Source organism: Acidovorax sp. SRB_14, assembly GCF_012932145.1.
Lineage (GTDB): Bacteria > Pseudomonadota > Gammaproteobacteria > Burkholderiales > Burkholderiaceae_C > Simplicispira.
In genome coordinates, this window is sequence record NZ_MWOK01000033.1 from 1 (window position 1) to 19,484 (window position 19,484).

The window sequence follows — 19,484 nt, forward strand, 5'->3', positions numbered from 1 at the left end:
GGCGGCGACAGCGGCTTCGTGTTTGCGGGCTTCCTGCCCGTCAAACAGGCCGAGCGCGCTGCGGCCGTGCAGCGCCTGGCGCTGGAGCCACGCTGCGTGGTGCTGCTCGAGGCGCCGCACCGCATCGGCGAGCTGGCGCAGGCACTGGCCGTGCTCGGCGAGCGTCCGGTGACGCTGGCGCGCGAGCTCACCAAGCAGTTCGAAGAGGTCACGACCCAGAGCGCGCACGCCCTGGCGGCCTGGCTCGACGGCGCACCGCAGCGCGTGCGCGGCGAGTTCGTGGTGCTGCTGCACCCCGCGCCCGCGCCCGAAGGCGACCACGACAGCCTGCGCGTACTGCAGCTGCTGCTGCAGGAGCTGCCGCTCAAGACCGCCGTGCGCCTGGCCGCCGAGATCACGGGCGCGCCGCGCAATGCGCTCTACGACACGGCGCTGGCGCTGCGGCGCGAAGCGGACGGCGAAGGCTGATCCGCCAGGGGCTGGGCCGCAGGCTCTGGGGGCCGGATCGGAAAATTCCAGTCAAAAGTGCCTCAAACCTAATACCAGCAAGCGCAAGCAGCTCTATTTTTGATAGTTCTGCAATCGGCTGGGCCGCGCGCGCCAACGCGCACCGGCCCGGGTGTTCACCCCGTCAGTGCGTCCGGTGTGCGCAGGCCAGCCCCGAGGCCACGCCCCCGAACAGGTCGCCCTCGACCTGCGGCGTGTCGGGAAACGCGCGCCCCAGCGCCTGGCGCAGCGGCTGCAGCGCCGACGATCCGCCCGTGAGGTAGATCGCGTCGATGCGCTGGGGCGCCAACCCCGCCAGCTGCAGGCAGGCACCGGCGCATTCGACCACCTTGCCCAGCAGGGCGTCGAGGTGCTGCGCCAGGTGCGCGGGCGTGAGCAGCGCGCCCAGGCCCCGCTCGACCCAGTCCAGCGCCAGCGTGGTGTCCGCGCCCTGCTGCGACACGGCGATCTTGCCGCGCTCCACCGCATCGGCCACGCGGTGCCCCAGGCGCTGCTGCAGCACCGCCATCAGGCGTGCGTGCAGCGCCGTGTCGCTGTAGTCGCCGCGCAGGGCCTGGGCGTCGCGCAGCATGCGCGGCGCGTACAGCCACTGGATCAGGTGCCAGGTCGAGAGATCGTGGAACACCCAGCTGGGCACCTCGCGGCCCTGCGGGCCTGTGTGGCCCAGGCCCAGCAGGGGCATCACGCGCGCCAGGCTGAGCTTGTGGTCGAAGTCGGTGCCGCCGATGTGCACGCCGGTGGTGGCCAGCACATCACCGCTGCGGTCGGCGCGCGCCCGGCGCTGCGGCCCCAGCCGCACCACGGTGAAGTCGGATGTTCCGCCGCCGATGTCGACCACCAGCACCAGGGTTTCGCGTGCGATGCGCTGCTCGTAGTCGAGCGCCGCGGCGATGGGCTCGAACTGGAATTCGACCGCGCCCAGCCCGGCATCGCGCGCCGCCGCGCGCAGCGCCTCCTGCGCCTGCCGGTCGCGCTCGGGGTTGCCGTCGACAAAATGCACCGGCCGCCCCAGCAGCACGCGCCCGGGCATGCCGCCGAGCGTGCGGCGTGCCTGCTCGGCCAGCATGCGCAGGAAGATCGCAATGATGTCCTGGTAGCTCACCGCCGTGTTCTGCACCACGGTCTTGTCCTGCAGCAGAGCGCTGCCCAGCAGGCTCTTGAGCGAGCGCATCAGCCGCCCTTCGGTGCCCGCTAGGTACTGGGCCACGGCATCGCGGCCAAAGTGCGTGCGCTGCTCCTCGGTGTTGAAGAACAGCGCGGTCGGCAGCGCAGTTGCCGCGCCTTCGAGCGCTAGCAAGCGCGCGGGAGCATCGCCCTCCCGCACGGCCATGGCCGAATTGGAAGTGCCGAAATCGATGCCGAGGGTGGTGTCGTGCAAGAGAGCCATGGTGTCGCGAGAAAACGATTGCCATCCCTGCGCCGCTCGGCGCTGGCTGCAGTGAAGGGGGGTGAGAGGAGAAGCGTCAGAATGGAAAAAGCCCTTGAGCTTCGAAAACTCAAGGGCTTTTGCGTTTGGTGGGGACTCTACCGAAAGAAGCTCCGAAACCCGCACGGATTCTAGAAACTACTCTTATGACAGCACCAAAGTTGCCCCTAGGGCAGGGACTCCATTATCAATCATCCAAACATCGCCCGAAGGTCAGTGGGGTGTTCCAAGCACCGAAACTGCAGGCAAAAAACCCTGATCCCCCTGAAGTCAACGCAGAACGAACACTGCGCCTTTGTCGGGAATGGTCAGTTGCACTTACTCCTGCAGACGGGCACAGGCGCGCGCCAGACGGCGGCAACCCTCGTCGATCATTTCCATCGACGTGGCGAACGAGATGCGGAAATATTCAGGAACGCCATAGGCCTCCCCCTGCAGCAGCGCCAGACCTTCAGTGTCCAGCAGGTACAGCACGAACTCGTTGCTGTTGTTCACCGCCCAGCCCTCGGCGGTGCGTTTGCCCATCAGGGCGGCGCACGAGGGGAAGACGTAGAACGCGCCTTCGGGCACGTGGCAACTGATGCCGGGGATGGCGTTGAGCTTCTGCACCACGATGTCGCGCCGCTGCTGAAAGATGGCGGTTCGCTCGCGAATGTAATCCTGTGGTCCGCGCAGCGCCTCCAGCGCCGCCGCCTGAGCGATGGAAGAAGGGTTGGAGGTGCTCTGCGACTGCAACTTCACCATGGGCTTGATCAGCGCAGTCGGCCCGGCGCCATAGCCGATGCGCCAGCCGGTCATGGCATAGGCTTTGGAGACGCCATTGATCGTCAGGGTTCGCTCCTTGAGCGCGGGCTCCACCTGGGCCGGCGTGACGAATTCACGGCCATCGTAGAGAACATGCTCGTAGATGTCGTCGGCCATCACCCACACATGGGGGTGGCGCACCAGCACGTCGGTCAGCGCCTTCATCTCGGCACGACTATAGGCAGCGCCGCTGGGGTTGTTGGGTGCGTTGAGTACCAGCCATCGGGTGCGCGGGGTGATGGCGCGCTCCAAGTCGGAGGGCTGCAGCTTGAAGCCCTTGTCGGGTGGGCAGGGAACGAACACCGGCACGCCGTCGGCCAGCACTGCGATGTCGGGGTACGACACCCAGTAGGGTGTGGGCACGATGACCTCGTCGCCGGCTTCCAGTGTGCACATGAAGGCATTGAAGATCACCTGCTTGGCGCCCGTGCCGACAATCACCTCGGTCGACGCGTACTGCAGCCCATTGTCACGGCGAAACTTCTCGGTCACCGCCTCGCGGAGCTCGGGCGTGCCGCCCACGTCGGTGTACTTGGTCTTGCCCTCGCGCATGGCGCGTATGGCGGCCTCCACCACGTTGTCAGGGGTGTCGAAATCGGGTTCGCCGGAGGTCAATCCGACGATATCGCGGCCAGCGGCGCGCAACTCGCGGGCGCGCTGCCCCGCCATGGAACTGGGTGAAGGTTGGATGCGGTTGAGTCGTGCGGAAATGCGCAGCATGAAGATCTCCTGTGTGGCTGAAGCTGTCACGGTCGGCTTGTCGGGAGCAGCGGTTCAGGCGGCCGGGCGGGCAGTGCTCCGCCAGGGGCTTGTCCGAGCTCCTTTTTTGGGGTGAACGAAGACGGGGAATGCGCTAGGGGCTGAAGTCGCCGCGCGCGCGCAAATAGGGAATGAGCCCCCCAGCGTTCAGCATTTCCAGCATGAATGGCGCAATGGGGTCGCAAGGCAGGGTGGTGTCTTCCGCTACGTCGAGCAGCAACGTGCCGGCCTCATCTCGGCGCAGCAGCAGGGGTGTGCCCTCGGCAATGCCGCTGGTGTCGGCAGTGACGGCGCACAGGCCGTTGTTCATCGCATTGCGCAGGTAGGTGCGTGAAAAGCTCTTGGCCACTACGGCGCGGATGCCAGCGCCCAGCACCACTGTGACGGCGACCTCCATGGCCGAGCCGCAGCCGAAGTTGTGGCCGGCTACCAACACGTCGCCGCAGCGCACCGTATCGGCGAAGCCCGGGACCGCGTCTTCCAGCAGATAGCGGCGCAGTTGCAGCGGGTCGATGGTTTCCTTCTTGCGCCGCGACGAGATGATGTAGTCGGTGTTGACGTCATCGCCCAGCACCCGGGCACGGCCGTGGAGAGGCAGCAGGCTCATGCTTGGCTCCCTTGCTGCACTGTGCCGAAGTAGCCGCTGGCGGCGGCCGCACCACAAGAGCGCGGCGAGGCCAGCACGATGGAGGCCGCCGCATTGCCCATGCGGCCTTTGAAGTTGCGATTGGCGGTAGAGATGACGGTCTGTCCATCGGCCGGCACCGTGCCGCAGGTGCCGCAGCAGGAGCCGCAGCCAGGAGGCTGCAGCTCGGCGCCCAAGGCGGTGAAGGCGGCTAGCATGCCGTTGACCTCCATCGCGCGGCGGATGCTTTCCGACGCCGGGGTGACGACGAGGCGAACGCCCGGGGCCACGCCACCGCGCGCCTGCAGTTCGTCGAGCGCCTCGCGGTAGTCCTTGAGCCGACCGCCGGTGCAAGTACCCAGGTAGACCATGTCGACCGGGGTAGGAGGCAGGGAATCGATATCAACCACGTTATCCACGCGATGCGGCAGCGCGGCCTGGGGCCGTACCGAGTCCAGCGCCAGGGTGATGCTAGAGGTGTAGTGTGCGTCGGGGTCGGCCTGGACGGGCTCATAGTCCGCGCCGGCCGCACCGGGCAGTTGCGCGAGCCAGCGCGCCGTGGTGTCGTCGTAGGGGAAGATGCCCGCCTTGGCGCCGAGTTCGACAGCCATGTTGGCCAACACGATTCGGTCTTCCATGTCCAGCGTCGCCACACCCGAACCCTGGAACTCCATGGCCCGGTAGTTGGCACCGTCGGCGCCGCGGAGGCGCGCCAGGGTCAGCGCCACATCCTTGCCCGACACACCAGGCGCCAGGCAGCCGGTCAGGGTGACGCGCATGGTCTCAGGCACCTTGAGCCAGACCTTGCCGCATAACATGACACCGGCCAGATCGGACGAGCCGATGCCGGTGGCAAAGGCGTTCGCCGCACCGTACGAGGTACTGTGCGAATCGGCCCCCACCAGCAGCCGGCCCGGTCGGGCTTCGCCCGACTCCAGGATGCACTGGTGCCCGATACCGGCACCCGCCTCGATGGTCGCGATGCCATGGGTTAAGGCGTAGATCCGAGCACGTTGCTGCAACTCCTGCGCCTTGGGGCCGGAGGCCGGGCCGTAGTGATCGAGCGCGAACACCAAGCGCTGTGGTGCACACGGCACGGCACCAGGGCGGATGGCCTCCAGATAGTCCAGCGCCATGGGGATCGAGCCGTCTGTGCCCATGGCCAGGTCGGGCGTGCAGATGGCGATCTCGCCGGCCCGCACAGCCTTGCCGGCGGCGCGGGATAAAATTTTTTCGGCAATCGTCTTTCCGTGCATGCCCTCAGTATCAAAGCACCCTGGGCAAATGAAAAGCGATTTAATATCGTGGAAAGGCATGAATAAAATTCATGTTTTTCTGCGTTTTTCGGGCGGCAGATCTTCCACCGGTTTAGCAAAGTCGCACATGCGCACGCACAGCTGCGCGAACCGCGCGCTGAAGCCGGCGATCTCATCACTCTCGCGGTAGATGGCGTGATACAGAATGGCGGGGCTCGGATGCTCCAACCGGATCTGTTGTAGCAGCCCGCGCGCCACATGGTCGCGGAAGTACAGCGCAGGCAGGTAGCTGATGCCGAAACCCGAGGCGGTAAGGGCCGCCAGCGCCACCAGACTGTTGCCGGCATAGGTTTTTTTCACCGACAGCCGCTGCTCCTGAAACCACTGGTCATATACAGCGTCAACCCCCGACTTGCCGGTCTGCGCCAGGATCGGGAAGCCGGCCAGTTGCGTCAAGGAGAGCGCCTTGGTGCGCGGCACCATGCCGGGGCGGCACATCCAGGCCAGCTCCATCTTCTGCAGCGGTACGGCCATGGTGCCGGTGCCGCCGAACACCGGCGGCACGATGGCGAAGTCGATAGCGCCAGCCGCCAGTTTCTCGCACAGCACGGTGCTCAGATCCACCTCGGGCTCGAAAGAGACGTCTGGGTATTCGCTGCGGAAGGCCTCGACCAGGCGCGGCAGCCAAGTCAGCGCTACCAGCTCAGTGACCCCCACGCGGAACCGCCGTACTGCCAATTCGGCCCGTCCCATCCGGTCGAGCAACTGGTTGCGCTGGTCCAAGATGGTATGGGCGTACTCCACCACCTCGACACCGCGCCGTGTCAGCCGCGCGCTGCGCAGCGAACGATCGAATAGCGAGACGTTGAACACGGCCTCCAGCTCGGTGATGCGCTTGGAGATGGCCGATTCGCTGGTGTACAGCTTTTCCGCTGCCGCGGCGAAGGTGCCGAGTTGTGCGACCCAGTAGATGGCCTCCAGCTGTTTGAAACTGACCATTGGCGGCTCCGTGGTGCGGCATGTGGACAGCCACAATACTTGAAATTATTTCATCATATTAGACCAGTTTTAATCGCTTTTTATTTATTCTGCAGGCTTACATACTGCCGTTGCGCAGCGCGTACGGAGAAGCCGGATCCGCCGGAATGCCGACGTGCCGCTGGTCGACTGAGACAACCCATGCAACAGGAGAGAGGCCAATGACCGATTTTCCCCCCGCCACGCAATGGCCACCCGGCTGGCGCATCAACCCGTCGCCCCCCAGCGTGCCGGCCGACATCGTGGCAGCCTTCCGCGACATGCCGGTGGCCGCTATCGGCGATGCCATGAGTCGCAACATCGGCGCCTACGGCCTGCGCCAGTACCACGCCCGGCTCGATGAAGTCCTCTGCGGCCCGGCCATCACCATCCGAGTGCGCCCCGGCGACAACATGATGATCCACAAGGCGCTGATGATGGCGCGTCCGGGCGACGTGCTGGTGATCGACGGCGGCGCCGACGTGACCCAGGCCTTGGTCGGCGGGCTGATCCGCACCACCTGCGTGGCCAAGAAGGTCGCCGGTCTGGTGCTCGACGCCGCCGTGCGCGACGTGGCCGAATGGGCCGAAGAAGGGATGCCCATCTTCGCGCGCGGCCATACCCATCGCGGCCCGAGCAAGGATGGACCAGGCGAGATCAACATCCCCATCGCCTGCGCCGGCATGGCTGTGATGCCGGGCGACCTGATCGTGGGCGATGCCGACGGCGTGATCGCCATTCCTGCGGCCGAAGCCGCCGAGGTGCTGGAAAAGACCCGTGCGCACCTGCGCAAGGAGGCGGTGATCCGCGAGACCAACCGAACCGGCACTGCCGATCCCGAGCGCTTCGACGCTGTTCTTCGTTCGAAGGGCTTGCCAGTCTGAAGAGATGACGCGGAGCAAACGGGTTGCATGAAGACCGCATAGCGATGACTCCAGCTGCACCTTGGCGATCTCTATGTGAAATTCCAACCAACCCTGACCCGTGTTTTCCATCCCATCATGCGCAGCGAAACGGCACAGTAGCGCCACGTGATCCAGGCCACCAAGGTCCCCGTGGACTGAACCGCCCGCCTCGCCCCCTCCCCCTACCCTTAAGAGAGACAAAAAGATGAAAAAGAAACACCTGCCTGCCGCCCTGCTGGTCTGCGTCCTGGGCCTCTTCGGTGCGTCCGCGCACGCCCAGGCGACCGACTATCCGCAACGAGCCGTGCGCATCGTCGTGCCCTTCGCCGCCGGCGGCTCCACCGACGTGGTGGCCCGGGTGTTGGCCGACAAGCTCGGACAGGAACTCAAGCAGCCCTTCGTGGTGGACAACCGCGCTGGCGCGAGCGGCAACATCGGTGCGGATGCGGTGGCGAAGGCCGCCCCCGACGGCTACACGCTACTGATGGGCACTACCGGCATCCTGTCGATCAACGAGCACCTCTACAAGAAGATGAGCTACAGCCCGGCGCGTGACCTGGTGCCAGTGATCTACACCTCGCTGATCGCCAATATCCTGGTGGTGTCACCTACTGTGCCGGCGACCAACGTGGCCGAACTGATTACCCTCGCCAAGAGCACGCCGGGTGCGCTGAGCTTCGCCTCCTCGGGGGCGGGCAGTTCCACCCACCTGTCGGGCGAACTGTTCAAGGCCATGACCAGCACCAACATCATCCACGTGCCTTACCGCGGCAGCGCCCAGGCCATCACCGACGTGGTTGCCGGCCAAGTGACCATGCTGTTCGACAACGCGCCTTCTTCCATACCCTTCGTGCGGGATGGCAAGCTCAAAGCGCTGGCAGTGACCAGCAAGAAGCGCCTGCCCAACTTGCCCGACGTGCCGACACTCGAAGAAACTGGAGTGACAGGCTACGAGTCACTCTCCTGGAGCGGCATCGTCGCGCCAGCAGGCACGCCCAAGGCGGTGGTGCACAAGCTTAACCAGGCGATCGACCGCATCCTGAAGATGGAAGACGTGCGCCAGCGCTTTGCCAGCCTGGGCGTGGACCCGGTCGGCGGCCCTCCGGAGGCCTTCGCGCGCCAGATCAAGGCCGAGACCGTGAAGTGGGGTGAGATCGTTAAATCTTCCCACATCGTGCTGGACTGATACCCACCCCGCTTGCCCTATTGAGCCTTTCGCAGTTCATGACATCGTCTTTCCCTCGAAGGACGGTGTCATTCTTTATGAAGCTATCGATAGTTCAGTAGTAAGTTGTAGCTTTGCGCCTGCGCGCATTTTTTTCATCAACGTCAGCACTGACACCACGGTTCAGTTGCCCATGAAGAGCGGGTTGGACGCGCCCGTGTGAGCGCTCGAGCACCCTACCCCCGCATCTGGACCAAGCTGTCCAACGACCGAGCCGAGGCCCTGCGACTCTGGGCACAGCGTGAAGGCGTGCGGGAAGACGATTCGACGCGCCTCCTTTCCGTTGTGGCCCGCTGCTATGTGCGTGAGGTCTTCCCCACCAAGAGCGTGCAGACCCGGCGCAACAACGACAAGGAACTCGCCAACCTGCTGCGCGTGTTCGGCCACATGCCGATGGACGCCATCGCCCCCATGCACATCCGCGAATACCTCGACATGTTCGAGTTTTGCCCTTGAGCTTTTCCTGAAGTTCTTCTTGATGATGGACCTGGTCGAGAGGGGCGATACCTCGAAAAAGGTCCGCAACGTCCACACGATTCCGGAGTTGTGGGCACTTGTAACCCCTGCGCACAAAGCGCTCATCGCCGGTATGTTTCGGAACTCCACTGGCCCCGAGATTCGCCTTCAAGTCTTTGAAGAGGCGCTGCGACACCTAGGCGATAAGCCATTCGTTCAGTGGCGGTATGTTTATGAGTTCCCGTCCCGTCAACTGATGTCACATGGCGCGATCAGTATCGTGATCGACGCCGTTGGGCACGCTGCGGAGTACGTCATTAAAAGAACGCGTGCTCGACAACTGGGTTGCGATAGCGAATCACAGGCTGCCTGAAACAGAATTGTAGAAATTTGGCCCGAGATGTAGAAACGCCCCAGAACCCTTTCGGGCGCTGGGGCGCATGCTGACTGGTGGCCTGGGACGGAATCGAACCGCCGACACAAGGATTTTCAATCCTCTGCTCTACCGACTGAGCTACCGGGCCTAGCCTGAAATTATAACCAGAAAATTTGCGCCCAATTCCGGGAACGGAATTAATTGCGCTTGCCGCGCGCCAGATCGACCCCCAGCTGGCGCAGCTTGCGGTACAGGTGGGTGCGCTCCAGGCCGGTCTTTTCGGCCACGCGCGTCATCGAGCCGCCTTCGCGCGCCAGGTGGAATTCGAAGTAGGCCTTCTCGAAGCCGTCGCGCGCCTCGCGCAGCGGGCGGTCCAGGTCGAAGCCCTGGTGGGCGTGGGGCGCGGGGTCGGCGCCCATGGTCACGGGCAGGATGACCGGGGGCGCTGCACCGCTGCCGTCGGGCGCGGCAGCGGGCGCCGCCGCGGCCACTGCCGGCAGCGAGGCGCGCAGTGCCTGGCGGGCCAGGCCCTGCTCCACCGCCTTGAGCAGTTTTTGCAGCGTGATGGGCTTTTCCAGAAACGAGAACGCGCCAATGCGCGTGGCCTCGACCGCGGTGTCGATGGTGGCGTGCCCGCTCATCATGATGACGGGCATGGTGAGCAGGCCACCCGTGGCCCATTCCTTGAGCAGCGAAATGCCATCGGTGTCGGGCATCCAGATGTCGAGCAGAACCAGGTCGTAGCTGCCGTCCGCGCGCGCTGCGCGCGCCTGCGTGGCGTTTTCGGCCAGATCCACGCTGTGGCCTTCGTCGTTCAGGATTTCGGAGAGCAGGTCGCGAATGCCCAGCTCGTCGTCCACCACCAATATGTTTGCCATGTATGAAGTGCCTTGAAACTGCAGAGCACGATGTTGTTAAGACGCCACCGTGTGCCCAGTGGCGAATGATAGCGACACTTGAGCGCCGCGCACCTGACCGTCTTCCACCCGGTTGGCCATGTCCACGCGCGCGCCATGCTCGTCGGCGATCTTCTTGACCACCGCCAGCCCCAGGCCCGTGCCGCGGACCTTGGTGGTGACATAGGGCTCGAAGGCCCGCTGCAGGATGTGGGCAGGGAAGCCGCTGCCGCTGTCGCTGACCGTGAGGCGCACGCGGCCGCTGCGCTCGTTCCAGGCGGTCTGGATGCGCACGGGGGTGATGGGGTCGCCACTGGCGGCCGCGGCCTGCTCGGTGGCGTCCTGGGCGTTTTGCACCAGGTTGTGCACCACCTGGCGCAGTTGCTGCGCATCGCCCTGGATCGATGGACAGCGCGCGTCAAGTTCGGCCAGCACCGGCACGGGGGCGTTGTCGGCCTCGTAGAGGTGCAGCACATCGGTGATGAGCGCATTGAGGTCCAGGGGCAACAGCTCGGCCGCCGGCAGGCGGGCGTAGTCGCGGAACTCGTTGACCAGCCGCTTCATGGCATCGACCTGGTCGACGATGGTCCGCACCGACTTGGTCAACATGGCCTGCTCGGGCACGGGCAGCTTGCCCGAGAGCTTCATTTCCAGCCGCTCGGCCGACAGCTGGATCGGCGTGAGCGGGTTCTTGATTTCATGGGCCAGGCGCCGCGCGACCTCGCCCCAGGCCTGGGCGCGCTGGGCCGACACCATCTCGGAGATGTCGTCGAACACCAACAGCCGCGCGGCATCGGGCAGCTGCGCCCCGCGCGCCACCAGGCTGGTGGCGTGGTGCGCGACGCCATTGGGCGAAGCGTGCAGCTCAAACGACTGCTGCCAGTGCTCCAGCCCGTGGTGGCCCTGATGGGTCAGGAAGGCGTCGAACTGGCGTTGCACGGCGGCGCCGAAGTCGGCCAGGCCCGGCACCTCGGCCAGGGGCCGGCCTTCATACGCCGCCATGGGCGCGCGCAGGATGCGCGTGGCGCCGGGGTTGGACGAGCGCACGCGCCCCTCGGCATCGAGCACGATGATGCCGGCGGTGAGGTTGTCCATGATGGTTTGCAGGCGCTCGCGCGCGGCGTCGAGCGCGCCCATGCTTTTTTCGACGGCACCGCGCGCGTCGGCAAGCTGCTCGGTCATGAGGGCGAACGAGCGCGTCAGCCCGCCGAGTTCGTCGCGGCTTTGCAGCGCCGCCTTGGGGCTGAGGTTGCCCGCGGCCACCTCGCGCACGCCCTCGGCCAGCACCAGCAGCGGCCGTGCCAGCTGGTTGCCCAGCACCACGGCCAGCAGCACGGCGGCAAACACCGCCAGGAACAGGCTCAGCGTGAGCGTGCCGATGTACATGCGCCGCAGGCCGTCGCGCGCCAGCGCGCGCTCCTGGTATTCGCGGTTGGCCTCTTGCACGGCGATGGCATTGGCCACCAGCACGGGCGGCAGCGGCACCGTGACCTGCAGGAAGCGCGGCTCCACCAGCAGCCCCAGGCTGGATTCGGACACCGTGGCGATGGCCTTGACGCGCGCATCGGCCACCGAGGCGGGGGCGGCCACATCGTCGAGCCCTTCGATCTGCGCCACCGCGTTCTGCTGGCGCACGGTGCGCAGCTGCTGGCTGGACAGGCGTTCGGGGTTGAGGCTGAAGCGCGACTGGCCGGCGCTCGCGAGCAGCTGGCCCGATGCGCCCCAGAGGACTACGTCGGTCGCGCCCAGTTGGTCGCGGATGCGCTCCAGCACCAGGCCCGCCGCCGCGTTGGGCACCTGCGCCAGCTGCGCCGTGGCCGCGCGCGCGCGCGCCGCGGTCTCGCTGGCCTGGGTTTCGAGCGTCGCCCGCGCCAGGCTGACCCCTGCGTCCAGCGCGCCCTCGACCTTAACGTCGAACCAGCTCTCGATGGAGCGCGACACGAACTGGTAGGACACCACGTAAATCAGCAGCCCCGGCGCCAGCCCCACCAGCGCAAAGATGGCCGCCAGCTTGACCAGCAGGCGGCTGCCAAAGCGCCCGCGCCGCAGCCGCGCGGCCAGGCGCAGCCCCATCCATGCCAGCACGGCCAGCAGCAGCAGCGCCACCACCACGTTCACGCCAAAAAGCCAGGCGTAGTTGCGCTCGTACAGGGCGCGGTTGTTGGTCGCCAGCGTCAGCAGGAACATCAGCACCAGGCCGATGGCCACCATGACGGCGGCGCCCACGCCCACCGCCCAGCGCACGGCGCGCGAATGGCGTGCCAGGTCGGTGCCGGGCGTTTTCGGCGTCACCGCGCCGGCTCCAGACTGATGCGCTGGCTGCGGGCCAGCGTCAGGCTCCAGCCGCCACGGCCGAGCGCGCCGATCTGGAACGGCCGCGGCAGTTGCGTCAGGTCGAGGCGAAAGCGCAGCTGCACGTCGTACACCGTGTCTGGCGCGACGGCCGAGGGTTCGGCGATCTTCCAGCGCGCAATGCGCTGCATGGCGGCGAGCGCATCGGCCAGTTCGTCGTAGTTCTGGCCCAGCACCACGCCCAGGCCGGTCTTGTCAAAGGGCACGGGCGAGACGTTGAGGCGCCAGCGCCGCGTCAGCGGCTGGTAGCTCAGGCGCAGGTGGCGCACGGCCTGGGCGATGGGCTGGTCGTACCAGTACCAGCGCTCGCGCACCACCTCGGCCTCGGTCACGAAATACATCGGAATGCCCTTGTACAGCGCGTCCTCGGCGAGTTCAGGCAGGGCAAAGTGCAGCGACGCGTTCAGGTAGAGCCCCTCGGGGGTGCGCTCCAGCGCCATCTCGGAGATGTCCTGCGGCGCCTGCGCGCGCGCGGGCGCCGGCAGGCCCAGCAGCCCGCACAGCCACACCAGCGCCAGCAGCAGCGCCAGTCTGCGCCGGGGGGCGTGCGCCTCAGGCCGGAGATTTTTGCAACAGTGCGTAGAAGAAACCGTCATGCTCACCCGAGGGATTGTCCGGGACGGCGCCGGGATTGCCGCCCATGCCCGGCAACAAATGCCCTGGAGAGGGCAGCAGGCGGGCGTCGGTGTGGTGTGCAAGGAACGTTTTGACCTGCAGGTCGCCCTCGGCCCGGAACACCGAGCAGGTGCAGTACAGCAGGCGGCCGCCCGGGCGCAGCAGCGGCCACAGGGTGGCCAGCAGGCGCGCCTGGATCTGCGCCAGCTGCGCGATGTCGCTTTCGCGGCGCAGCCAGCGCACGTCGGGATGGCGTCGCACGATGCCCGAGGCCGTGCACGGCGCGTCGAGCAGGATGGCGTCGAAGGCCTGTCCGCCGCAGTGCTGCTGCCACCAGTCTTGCGGGCGCCCGGCGTCGGCGGCCAGCACCTGGGCCTGCAGCCCCAGGCGCTGCAGCGTGCCGTGGATGCGCTCGCAGCGCGCCGGGTCGATGTCCAGCGCCGTCACCTGCAGCGCGGCCTGCACGCCCGCCCACTCCAGCAGGTGCGCCGTCTTGCCCCCGGGAGCCGCACAGGCGTCGAGCACGCGCAGCGGCTGGCCCAGGTCCAGGCCCGACAGCAGCAGCGGCGCCGCCAGCTGCGCCGCGGCATCCTGCACCGATACCCAGCCCTGCTCGAAGCCCGGCAGCGCCTGCACCGGCAGCGCACGGCGCAGCACCAGGCCGCTGTCTCCGACCTCGTATGCTTCACTATTAATAGCTGATAGCGATTGCTGGTATTGGACTACAGTGGTTTTTTGCTTGTTAACCCGGAGCACCATGGGGGCCTGGCTGTTGTTGGCCCGCAGGATCTGCTGCCAGTGCTGCGGGTGGTCTTTTTGCAGCCGCTGAACCCACCAGCGCGGGTGGTTCCACTGTGCCTGCAGGTCGCGCTGCGTGGCCTGCCGCAGGGCCTCGCGCTCGCGCAGGAAGCGGCGCAGGCAGGCGTTGACGAACGGGGCCTGGGCGCGCGCCGTGCTGTCGTGCTTGGCCGCCTCGACCGCCTGGTTCACCAGGGTGAAGGGCTCGTACGACTGCTGCGCGGCATCGCACAACAGCGCCAGCGCGGTGCACAGCAGGGCATCCACGCCGGGCGGCGGCGTGCGCGCCGCCAGCTGGCGGCGCAGCGCATCGGCCTGGCCCAGATGGCGCAGCACCTGGAACAGCAGGGCCTGGACGCCGGGGCGCAGCGCCGGGGGCACGGCGTCGAGGACGGCGGTGCCCGAGCGCCCCTGGCGGATGCCCTGCAGGGCCATGGCCACCTGCTGCAGCTGGCGCGACAAGGCCACGCCCTGCGGCGGCGCGGCGGCATCGCCGGCGCCCACGCCAGACGCCTGCGGAGCCCGCGGCGGCCGACGTGGCGCCGAGGAAGCAAAAGTGGGGGGTGTTTTTTTCATAGGGCACGCGCGGCCTGGAAGCCAAACAGCCAGGCCAGCAGCTGCGCCGGGAACTGGGCGATGGCGGCGTTGTACTGCGCCACCGCATCATTGAACTGCACGATGGCAGGGGTGTTTTGCGCCGCATGCTGCTCCCAGCGCTGCGCCCACGGGGGCACGGCCGGGCCAGGCGGCGGCGGGGGAGGATCTGGGTGCTCGGTGCCGGCCCACGCCGCTTCCAGCACCGTCAGCGCGGTGGACAGGGCCGCTGCAGCGTCTGCGTGCAAGGGCCGGGCCCGGGCCACGGCCAGCGAGGCGGTGAACTGCGTGGCGGCAGCCTGCAGCGCCTCGCGCAGGCTCTGGGCGGGTGCGCCGGCCTGCGCGGCATCGTATTCAGCGAGCATGGCCAGCAGGCGCACAAAGTGCGCATCGAGCCCGCCAAAGGCCTGCAGCACCGCGGAGCGCAGGCGCACCAGCCGGTTGTAGGCGCCCACGGCCCAGAACAGGGCCAGCGCCAACGCGATCCAGAAAATGGGCGAAGAAAACATGCACAGCTTCCAGCGCGGCGCACAGCACCGCGGGGTTCAGGGAATGGCCCATGAAAAAAGCTCCCGGCCTGTCGTTCTCATGACAGACCGGGAGCGTACAGCGACCGCCCGAAGGGCTTAGTCGGCAGCAGCGTCGCCGGCGTCTCCCACGGCCTCGGAAGCCGTCTCGGCCCCGGCCATTTCAGCCGCTTCGGCTTCGGCGATGGCGCGGCGCTCGGCGTCGTCCATGGCGTCCTTGACCTTGCGCGCCTGGTGGTAGGCCATGCCGGTGCCGGCCGGGATCAGGCGGCCGACGATGACGTTTTCCTTCAGGCCGCGCAGCTCGTCGCGCTTGCCCATGATGGCAGCCTCGGTGAGCACGCGGGTCGTTTCCTGGAAGGAAGCGGCCGAGATGAAGGAGTCCGTCGACAGCGAAGCCTTGGTGATGCCCAGCAACAGGTTGCTGTAGGTCGCGGGGATCTTGCCTTCGGCCTGCAGCGCATCGTTGGTGTTGAGGATCTCCGAGCGCTCGACCTGCTCACCCGCGATGTAGTTGGAGTCTCCCGTGGCTTCGACCACCACACGGCGCAGCATCTGGCGCACGATCACCTCGATGTGCTTGTCGTTGATCTTCACGCCCTGCAAGCGGTAGACGTCCTGCACTTCGTCCACGATGTAGCGCGAGAGCTCTTCGATGCCCAGCAAGCGCAGGATGTCCTGCGGGTCGGCCGGACCGTCCACGATCGACTCGCCGCGGTTGACCACCTGGCCTTCGTGCACCAGGATGTTCTTCTCCTTCGGCACGAGCTCTTCAGACACCTTGCCTTCAGGGTCGGTGATCTGCAGGCGGATTTTGCCCTTGGTCTCCTTGCCGAACGACACCGTGCCGGTGGCTTCCGCCAGCGTGCCCTTGTCCTTGGGCGTGCGGGCTTCGAACAGCTCGGCCACGCGCGGCAAACCGCCGGTGATGTCGCGGGTCTTCTGGCCTTCGATCGGAATGCGGGCCAGCACTTCGCCGGGGCCCACGTCCTGGCCATCGCGCACCTGGATCAGCGAGCCGATCTGGAAGCCGATCGTCACCGAGTGGTCGGTGCCGGGAATCTTCACTTCCTGGCCTTGTGCATCGACCAGCTTGACCTGCGGCTTGACCACCTTGGCGGAACCGCGGCGCTTGGGGTCGATCACGACCAGGGTCGAGAGACCCGTCACATCGTCGACCTGCTTGGCCACAGTGAGGCCTTCCTCGACGTTCTCGAACTTCGCCTGGCCGGCGAACTCGGTGATGATCGGGCGGGTCAGCGGGTCCCAGTTGGCCAGGATCGTGCCGGCCTTGATGGCCTGGTCGGCCTTCACCGCCAGCAGGGCGCCGTAAGGCACCTTGTGGCGCTCGCGCTCGCGGCCATGCTCGTCCTGGATGGTGATTTCACCCGAACGCGAAATCACCACCAGCTCGCCCTTGGTGTTGGTCACGTAGCGCATCGTGGCGTTGAAGCCGATGATGCCGTTGGACTTGGCTTCCACGCTCGACGCGATGGCGGCGCGCGAAGCGGCACCGCCGATGTGGAACGTGCGCATGGTCAGCTGCGTGCCCGGCTCGCCAATCGACTGGGCGGCGATCACACCGACGGCTTCGCCGAGGTTGATCAGGCCGCCGCGGCCCAGGTCGCGGCCGTAGCACTTGGCGCACAGGCCGTAGCGGGTTTCGCAGGTCAGCGCCGTGCGCACCTTCACTTCGTCGACGCCCGCGGCTTCGAGCTCTTCGATCAGGTCCTCGTCCAGCATCGTGCCGGCGGGCGCCAGCACGGCACGCGTTTCGGGGTGCAGCACTTCCTCGGCCGCAGTGCGGCCCAGGATGCGCTCGCGCAGCGATTCGATCACCTCACCGCCCTCGACGATGGCACGCATCAGCGCGCCGTTGGCGGTACCGCAGTCGTCTTCGGTCACCACCAGGTCCTGCGTCACGTCCACCAGGCGGCGCGTCAGGTAACCCGAGTTGGCGGTCTTCAGCGCCGTGTCGGCCAGGCCCTTGCGCGCACCGTGGGTCGAGATGAAGTACTGCAGCACGTTGAGGCCTTCGCGGAAGTTCGCGGTGATAGGCGTCTCGATGATGGAGCCGTCTGGCTTGGCCATCAGGCCACGCATGCCGGCGAGCTGGCGGATCTGCGCCGCAGAACCGCGGGCACCCGAGTCGGCCATCATGTAGATGGAGTTGAACGACTCCTGGTCCACCTCGTTGCCGTGGCGGTCGGTGGTCTTTTGCTTGGCCAGCTGGGCCATCATGACCTTGGAGACGTCGTCCCCGGCCTTGCCCCAGATGTCCACCACCTTGTTGTAGCGCTCGCCCGAGGTCACCAGACCGGAGACGTACTGCTGCTCGATCTCCTTGACCTCTTTTTCAGCAGCTTCAATGATGCTGGCCTTCTGTGGCGGCACCAGCATGTCCTCGATGGCGATGGAAATGCCCGACTTGGTGGCCAGGCGGAAGCCGTTTTGCAGCAGCTTGTCGGCAAACACCACCGTCTCCTTGAGACCGCATTTGCGGAAGGACACGTTGATGAGCTTGGAGATTTCCTTCTTCTTGAGCGCCTTGTTCATGTTCGAGAACGGCAGGCCCTTGGGCAGGATCTCGGACAGCAGGGCGCGACCGGCGGTGGTTTCGACCAGGCTGGTCGAGGGTTCGAACTCGCCCGTGGCCTTGTTCTTCGCCCACTCGGTCATGCGCACGTTGATCTTGGCCGAGAGGTCCACCTCGCCTGCGTCGAGCGCGCGCTGCACTTCACCGGTGTCGGCAAAGATCAGGCCTTCGCCCTTGGCGTTGATCTTGTCGCGCGTGGCGTAGTACAGGCCCAGCACCACGTCTTGCGACGGCACGATGGAGGGCTCGCCCGAGGCCGGGAACAGCACGTTGTTGGACGCCAGCATCAGCGTGCGCGCTTCCATCTGCGCTTCCACCGACAGCGGCACGTGGACAGCCATCTGGTCGCCGTCGAAGTCGGCGTTGAAGGCCGCGCACACGAGCGGGTGCAGCTGGATGGCCTTGCCTTCGATCAGGATGGGCTCGAAGGCCTGGATGCCCAGACGGTGCAGCGTAGGCGCACGGTTGAGCATCACGGGGTGCTCTTTGATGACCTCTTCGAGGATGTCCCAGACCACCGGCGTGCCGGATTCGACTTCCTTCTTGGCGGCCTTGATCGTCGTCGCGATGCCCATGGCTTCGAGGCGCGAGAAGATGAAGGGCTTGAAGAGTTCGAGCGCCATCAGCTTGGGCAGGCCGCACTGGTGCAGCTTGAGCGTCGGGCCCACGGTGATCACGGAGCGGCCCGAGTAGTCGACGCGCTTGCCCAGCAGGTTCTGGCGGAAGCGGCCGCTCTTGCCCTTGATCATGTCGGCCAGCGACTTCAGGGCGCGCTTGTTGGCGCCCGTCATGGCCTTGCCACGGCGGCCGTTGTCCAGCAGCGAGTCGACGGCTTCCTGCAGCATGCGCTTTTCGTTGCGCGCGATGATCTCGGGAGCCTTGAGCTCGAGCAGGCGGCGCAGACGGCTGTTGCGGTTGATGACGCGGCGGTACAGGTCGTTCAGGTCGGAGGTCGCGAAGCGGCCGCCGTCCAGCGGCACCAGCGGACGCAGGTCCGGCGGCAGCACGGGCAGCACTTCGAGCACCATCCACTCGGGCTTGATGCCCGACTTCTTGAAGGCCTCGAGCACCTTGAGGCGCTTGGAGTTCTTCTTCACCTTGACTTCGGAGCCGGTCAGGTCACCGCGCAAACGCTCGATCTCGCTGTCGATTTCAATCGAATCGAGCAGATCGCGAATGCCTTCGGCGCCCATCTTGGCGACGAATTCGTCACCGTATTCCTTGGTCTTGGCGTCGTAGTCGTCCTCGCTCATGATGCTGAACTTCTTCAGCGGCGTCATGCCGGGGTCGGTCACCACATAGGCTTCGAAGTACAGCACGCGCTCGATGTCGCGCAGCGTCATGTCGAGCACCAGGCCCAGGCGCGACGGCAGCGACTTCAGGAACCAGATGTGCGCGCAGGGCGCAGCCAGGTCGATGTGGCCCATGCGCTCGCGGCGCACCTTGGTCTGCGTGACTTCCACGCCGCACTTCTCGCAGATCACGCCGCGGTGCTTGAGGCGCTTGTACTTGCCGCACAGGCACTCGTAGTCCTTGATGGGGCCAAAGATCTTGGCGCAGAACAGGCCATCGCGCTCGGGCTTGAAGGTGCGGTAGTTGATGGTTTCGGGTTTCTTCACCTCGCCGAAAGACCACGAGCGGATCTTTTCGGGCGAAGCCATGCCGATGCGGATGGCGTCAAAGTGCTCATCCGGCGTGAATTGCTTGAACAGGTCGAGTAGCGATTTCATAAAACTCTTTCCCTAATATC

The 19,484-nt window shown here is 66.3% G+C and carries 15 protein-coding genes, 1 tRNA gene and 1 pseudogene; 5 read left to right on the forward strand and 12 right to left on the reverse strand.

The features are described 5' to 3' along the window. Positions 1-468: pseudogene (locus tag B2J86_RS16855) on the forward strand (16S rRNA (cytidine(1402)-2'-O)-methyltransferase); the annotation flags it as partial. 163 nt (positions 469-631) lie between these two features. Here the strand turns inward: B2J86_RS16855 and B2J86_RS16860 are convergent. The 5 genes from B2J86_RS16860 to B2J86_RS16880 form a co-directional block, all read right to left on the reverse strand. After that, the gene (locus B2J86_RS16860; protein ID WP_173026184.1) at positions 632-1,894 is read right to left on the reverse strand and encodes an Hsp70 family protein; all 1,263 of its coding nucleotides are present in this window, start codon (positions 1,892-1,894) and stop codon (positions 632-634) included. A gap of 357 nt (positions 1,895-2,251) precedes the next feature. Then, positions 2,252-3,457 (reverse strand): pyridoxal phosphate-dependent aminotransferase, encoded by a 1,206-nt coding sequence (locus B2J86_RS16865; protein WP_173026185.1) that lies wholly within the window; start codon positions 3,455-3,457, stop codon positions 2,252-2,254. A gap of 133 nt (positions 3,458-3,590) precedes the next feature. Beyond that, positions 3,591-4,103: an alpha-IPM isomerase gene (locus tag B2J86_RS16870; protein WP_173026186.1), complete on the reverse strand. Its 513-nt coding sequence runs from the start codon at positions 4,101-4,103 to the stop codon at positions 3,591-3,593. Then, on the reverse strand, positions 4,100-5,377 hold the full coding sequence (locus tag B2J86_RS16875) for an aconitase/3-isopropylmalate dehydratase large subunit family protein (RefSeq protein WP_173026187.1): 1,278 nt from the start codon (positions 5,375-5,377) through the stop codon (positions 4,100-4,102). The genes B2J86_RS16870 and B2J86_RS16875 overlap by 4 nt, the downstream gene beginning before the upstream one ends. Before the next feature lie 69 nt (positions 5,378-5,446). Then, the gene (locus B2J86_RS16880) at positions 5,447-6,376 is read right to left on the reverse strand and encodes a LysR family transcriptional regulator (RefSeq protein ID WP_169169916.1); all 930 of its coding nucleotides are present in this window, start codon (positions 6,374-6,376) and stop codon (positions 5,447-5,449) included. 200 nt (positions 6,377-6,576) lie between these two features. Here B2J86_RS16880 and B2J86_RS16885 point away from each other — a divergent pair, with 200 nt between their 5' ends. The 4 genes from B2J86_RS16885 (at position 6,577) to B2J86_RS16900 (ending at position 9,353) form a co-directional block, all read left to right on the forward strand. Then, positions 6,577-7,278 carry an RraA family protein gene (locus tag B2J86_RS16885; protein WP_169169915.1) on the forward strand — a complete coding sequence of 234 codons (702 nt, stop codon included), beginning with the start codon at positions 6,577-6,579 and terminating at the stop codon, positions 7,276-7,278. 226 nt (positions 7,279-7,504) lie between these two features. Next, a complete protein-coding gene (locus B2J86_RS16890) occupies positions 7,505-8,485 on the forward strand; it encodes a tripartite tricarboxylate transporter substrate binding protein (RefSeq protein ID WP_169169914.1) in 981 nt (326 codons plus the stop codon). A gap of 198 nt (positions 8,486-8,683) precedes the next feature. Then, on the forward strand, positions 8,684-8,980 hold the full coding sequence (locus tag B2J86_RS16895) for a hypothetical protein (protein WP_173026188.1): 297 nt from the start codon (positions 8,684-8,686) through the stop codon (positions 8,978-8,980). 22 nt (positions 8,981-9,002) lie between these two features. Beyond that, on the forward strand, positions 9,003-9,353 hold the full coding sequence (locus B2J86_RS16900; protein WP_169169912.1) for a hypothetical protein: 351 nt from the start codon (positions 9,003-9,005) through the stop codon (positions 9,351-9,353). Between the two features lie 75 nt (positions 9,354-9,428). Here the strand turns inward: B2J86_RS16900 and B2J86_RS16905 are convergent. The 7 genes from B2J86_RS16905 to rpoC all read right to left on the reverse strand — a co-directional run bounded on the left by B2J86_RS16905 (position 9,429) and on the right by rpoC (position 19,464). Next, positions 9,429-9,504, reverse strand: a tRNA-Phe gene (locus B2J86_RS16905). A 49-nt stretch (positions 9,505-9,553) separates the two neighbouring features. After that, the gene (locus B2J86_RS16910; RefSeq protein ID WP_169169911.1) at positions 9,554-10,234 is read right to left on the reverse strand and encodes a response regulator; all 681 of its coding nucleotides are present in this window, start codon (positions 10,232-10,234) and stop codon (positions 9,554-9,556) included. 36 nt (positions 10,235-10,270) lie between these two features. Continuing rightward, on the reverse strand, positions 10,271-12,544 hold the full coding sequence (locus B2J86_RS16915) for an ATP-binding protein (RefSeq protein WP_371736593.1): 2,274 nt from the start codon (positions 12,542-12,544) through the stop codon (positions 10,271-10,273). Continuing rightward, a complete protein-coding gene (locus tag B2J86_RS16920; RefSeq protein WP_169636838.1) occupies positions 12,541-13,200 on the reverse strand; it encodes a DUF4390 domain-containing protein in 660 nt (219 codons plus the stop codon). Before B2J86_RS16920 ends, B2J86_RS16915 begins: the two co-directional genes overlap by 4 nt. Beyond that, positions 13,157-14,593 carry a 16S rRNA (cytosine(967)-C(5))-methyltransferase RsmB gene (rsmB, locus tag B2J86_RS16925; RefSeq protein ID WP_169169909.1) on the reverse strand — a complete coding sequence of 479 codons (1,437 nt, stop codon included), beginning with the start codon at positions 14,591-14,593 and terminating at the stop codon, positions 13,157-13,159. The genes B2J86_RS16920 and rsmB overlap by 44 nt, the downstream gene beginning before the upstream one ends. Then, positions 14,590-15,120 (reverse strand): LemA family protein, encoded by a 531-nt coding sequence (locus tag B2J86_RS16930; RefSeq protein ID WP_169169908.1) that lies wholly within the window; start codon positions 15,118-15,120, stop codon positions 14,590-14,592. Before B2J86_RS16930 ends, rsmB begins: the two co-directional genes overlap by 4 nt. A gap of 117 nt (positions 15,121-15,237) precedes the next feature. Next, positions 15,238-19,464, reverse strand: a complete 4,227-nt coding sequence (gene rpoC, locus B2J86_RS16935; RefSeq protein ID WP_173026189.1) for a DNA-directed RNA polymerase subunit beta' — start codon at positions 19,462-19,464, stop codon at positions 15,238-15,240. Positions 19,465-19,484: the final 20 nt, after the last annotated feature.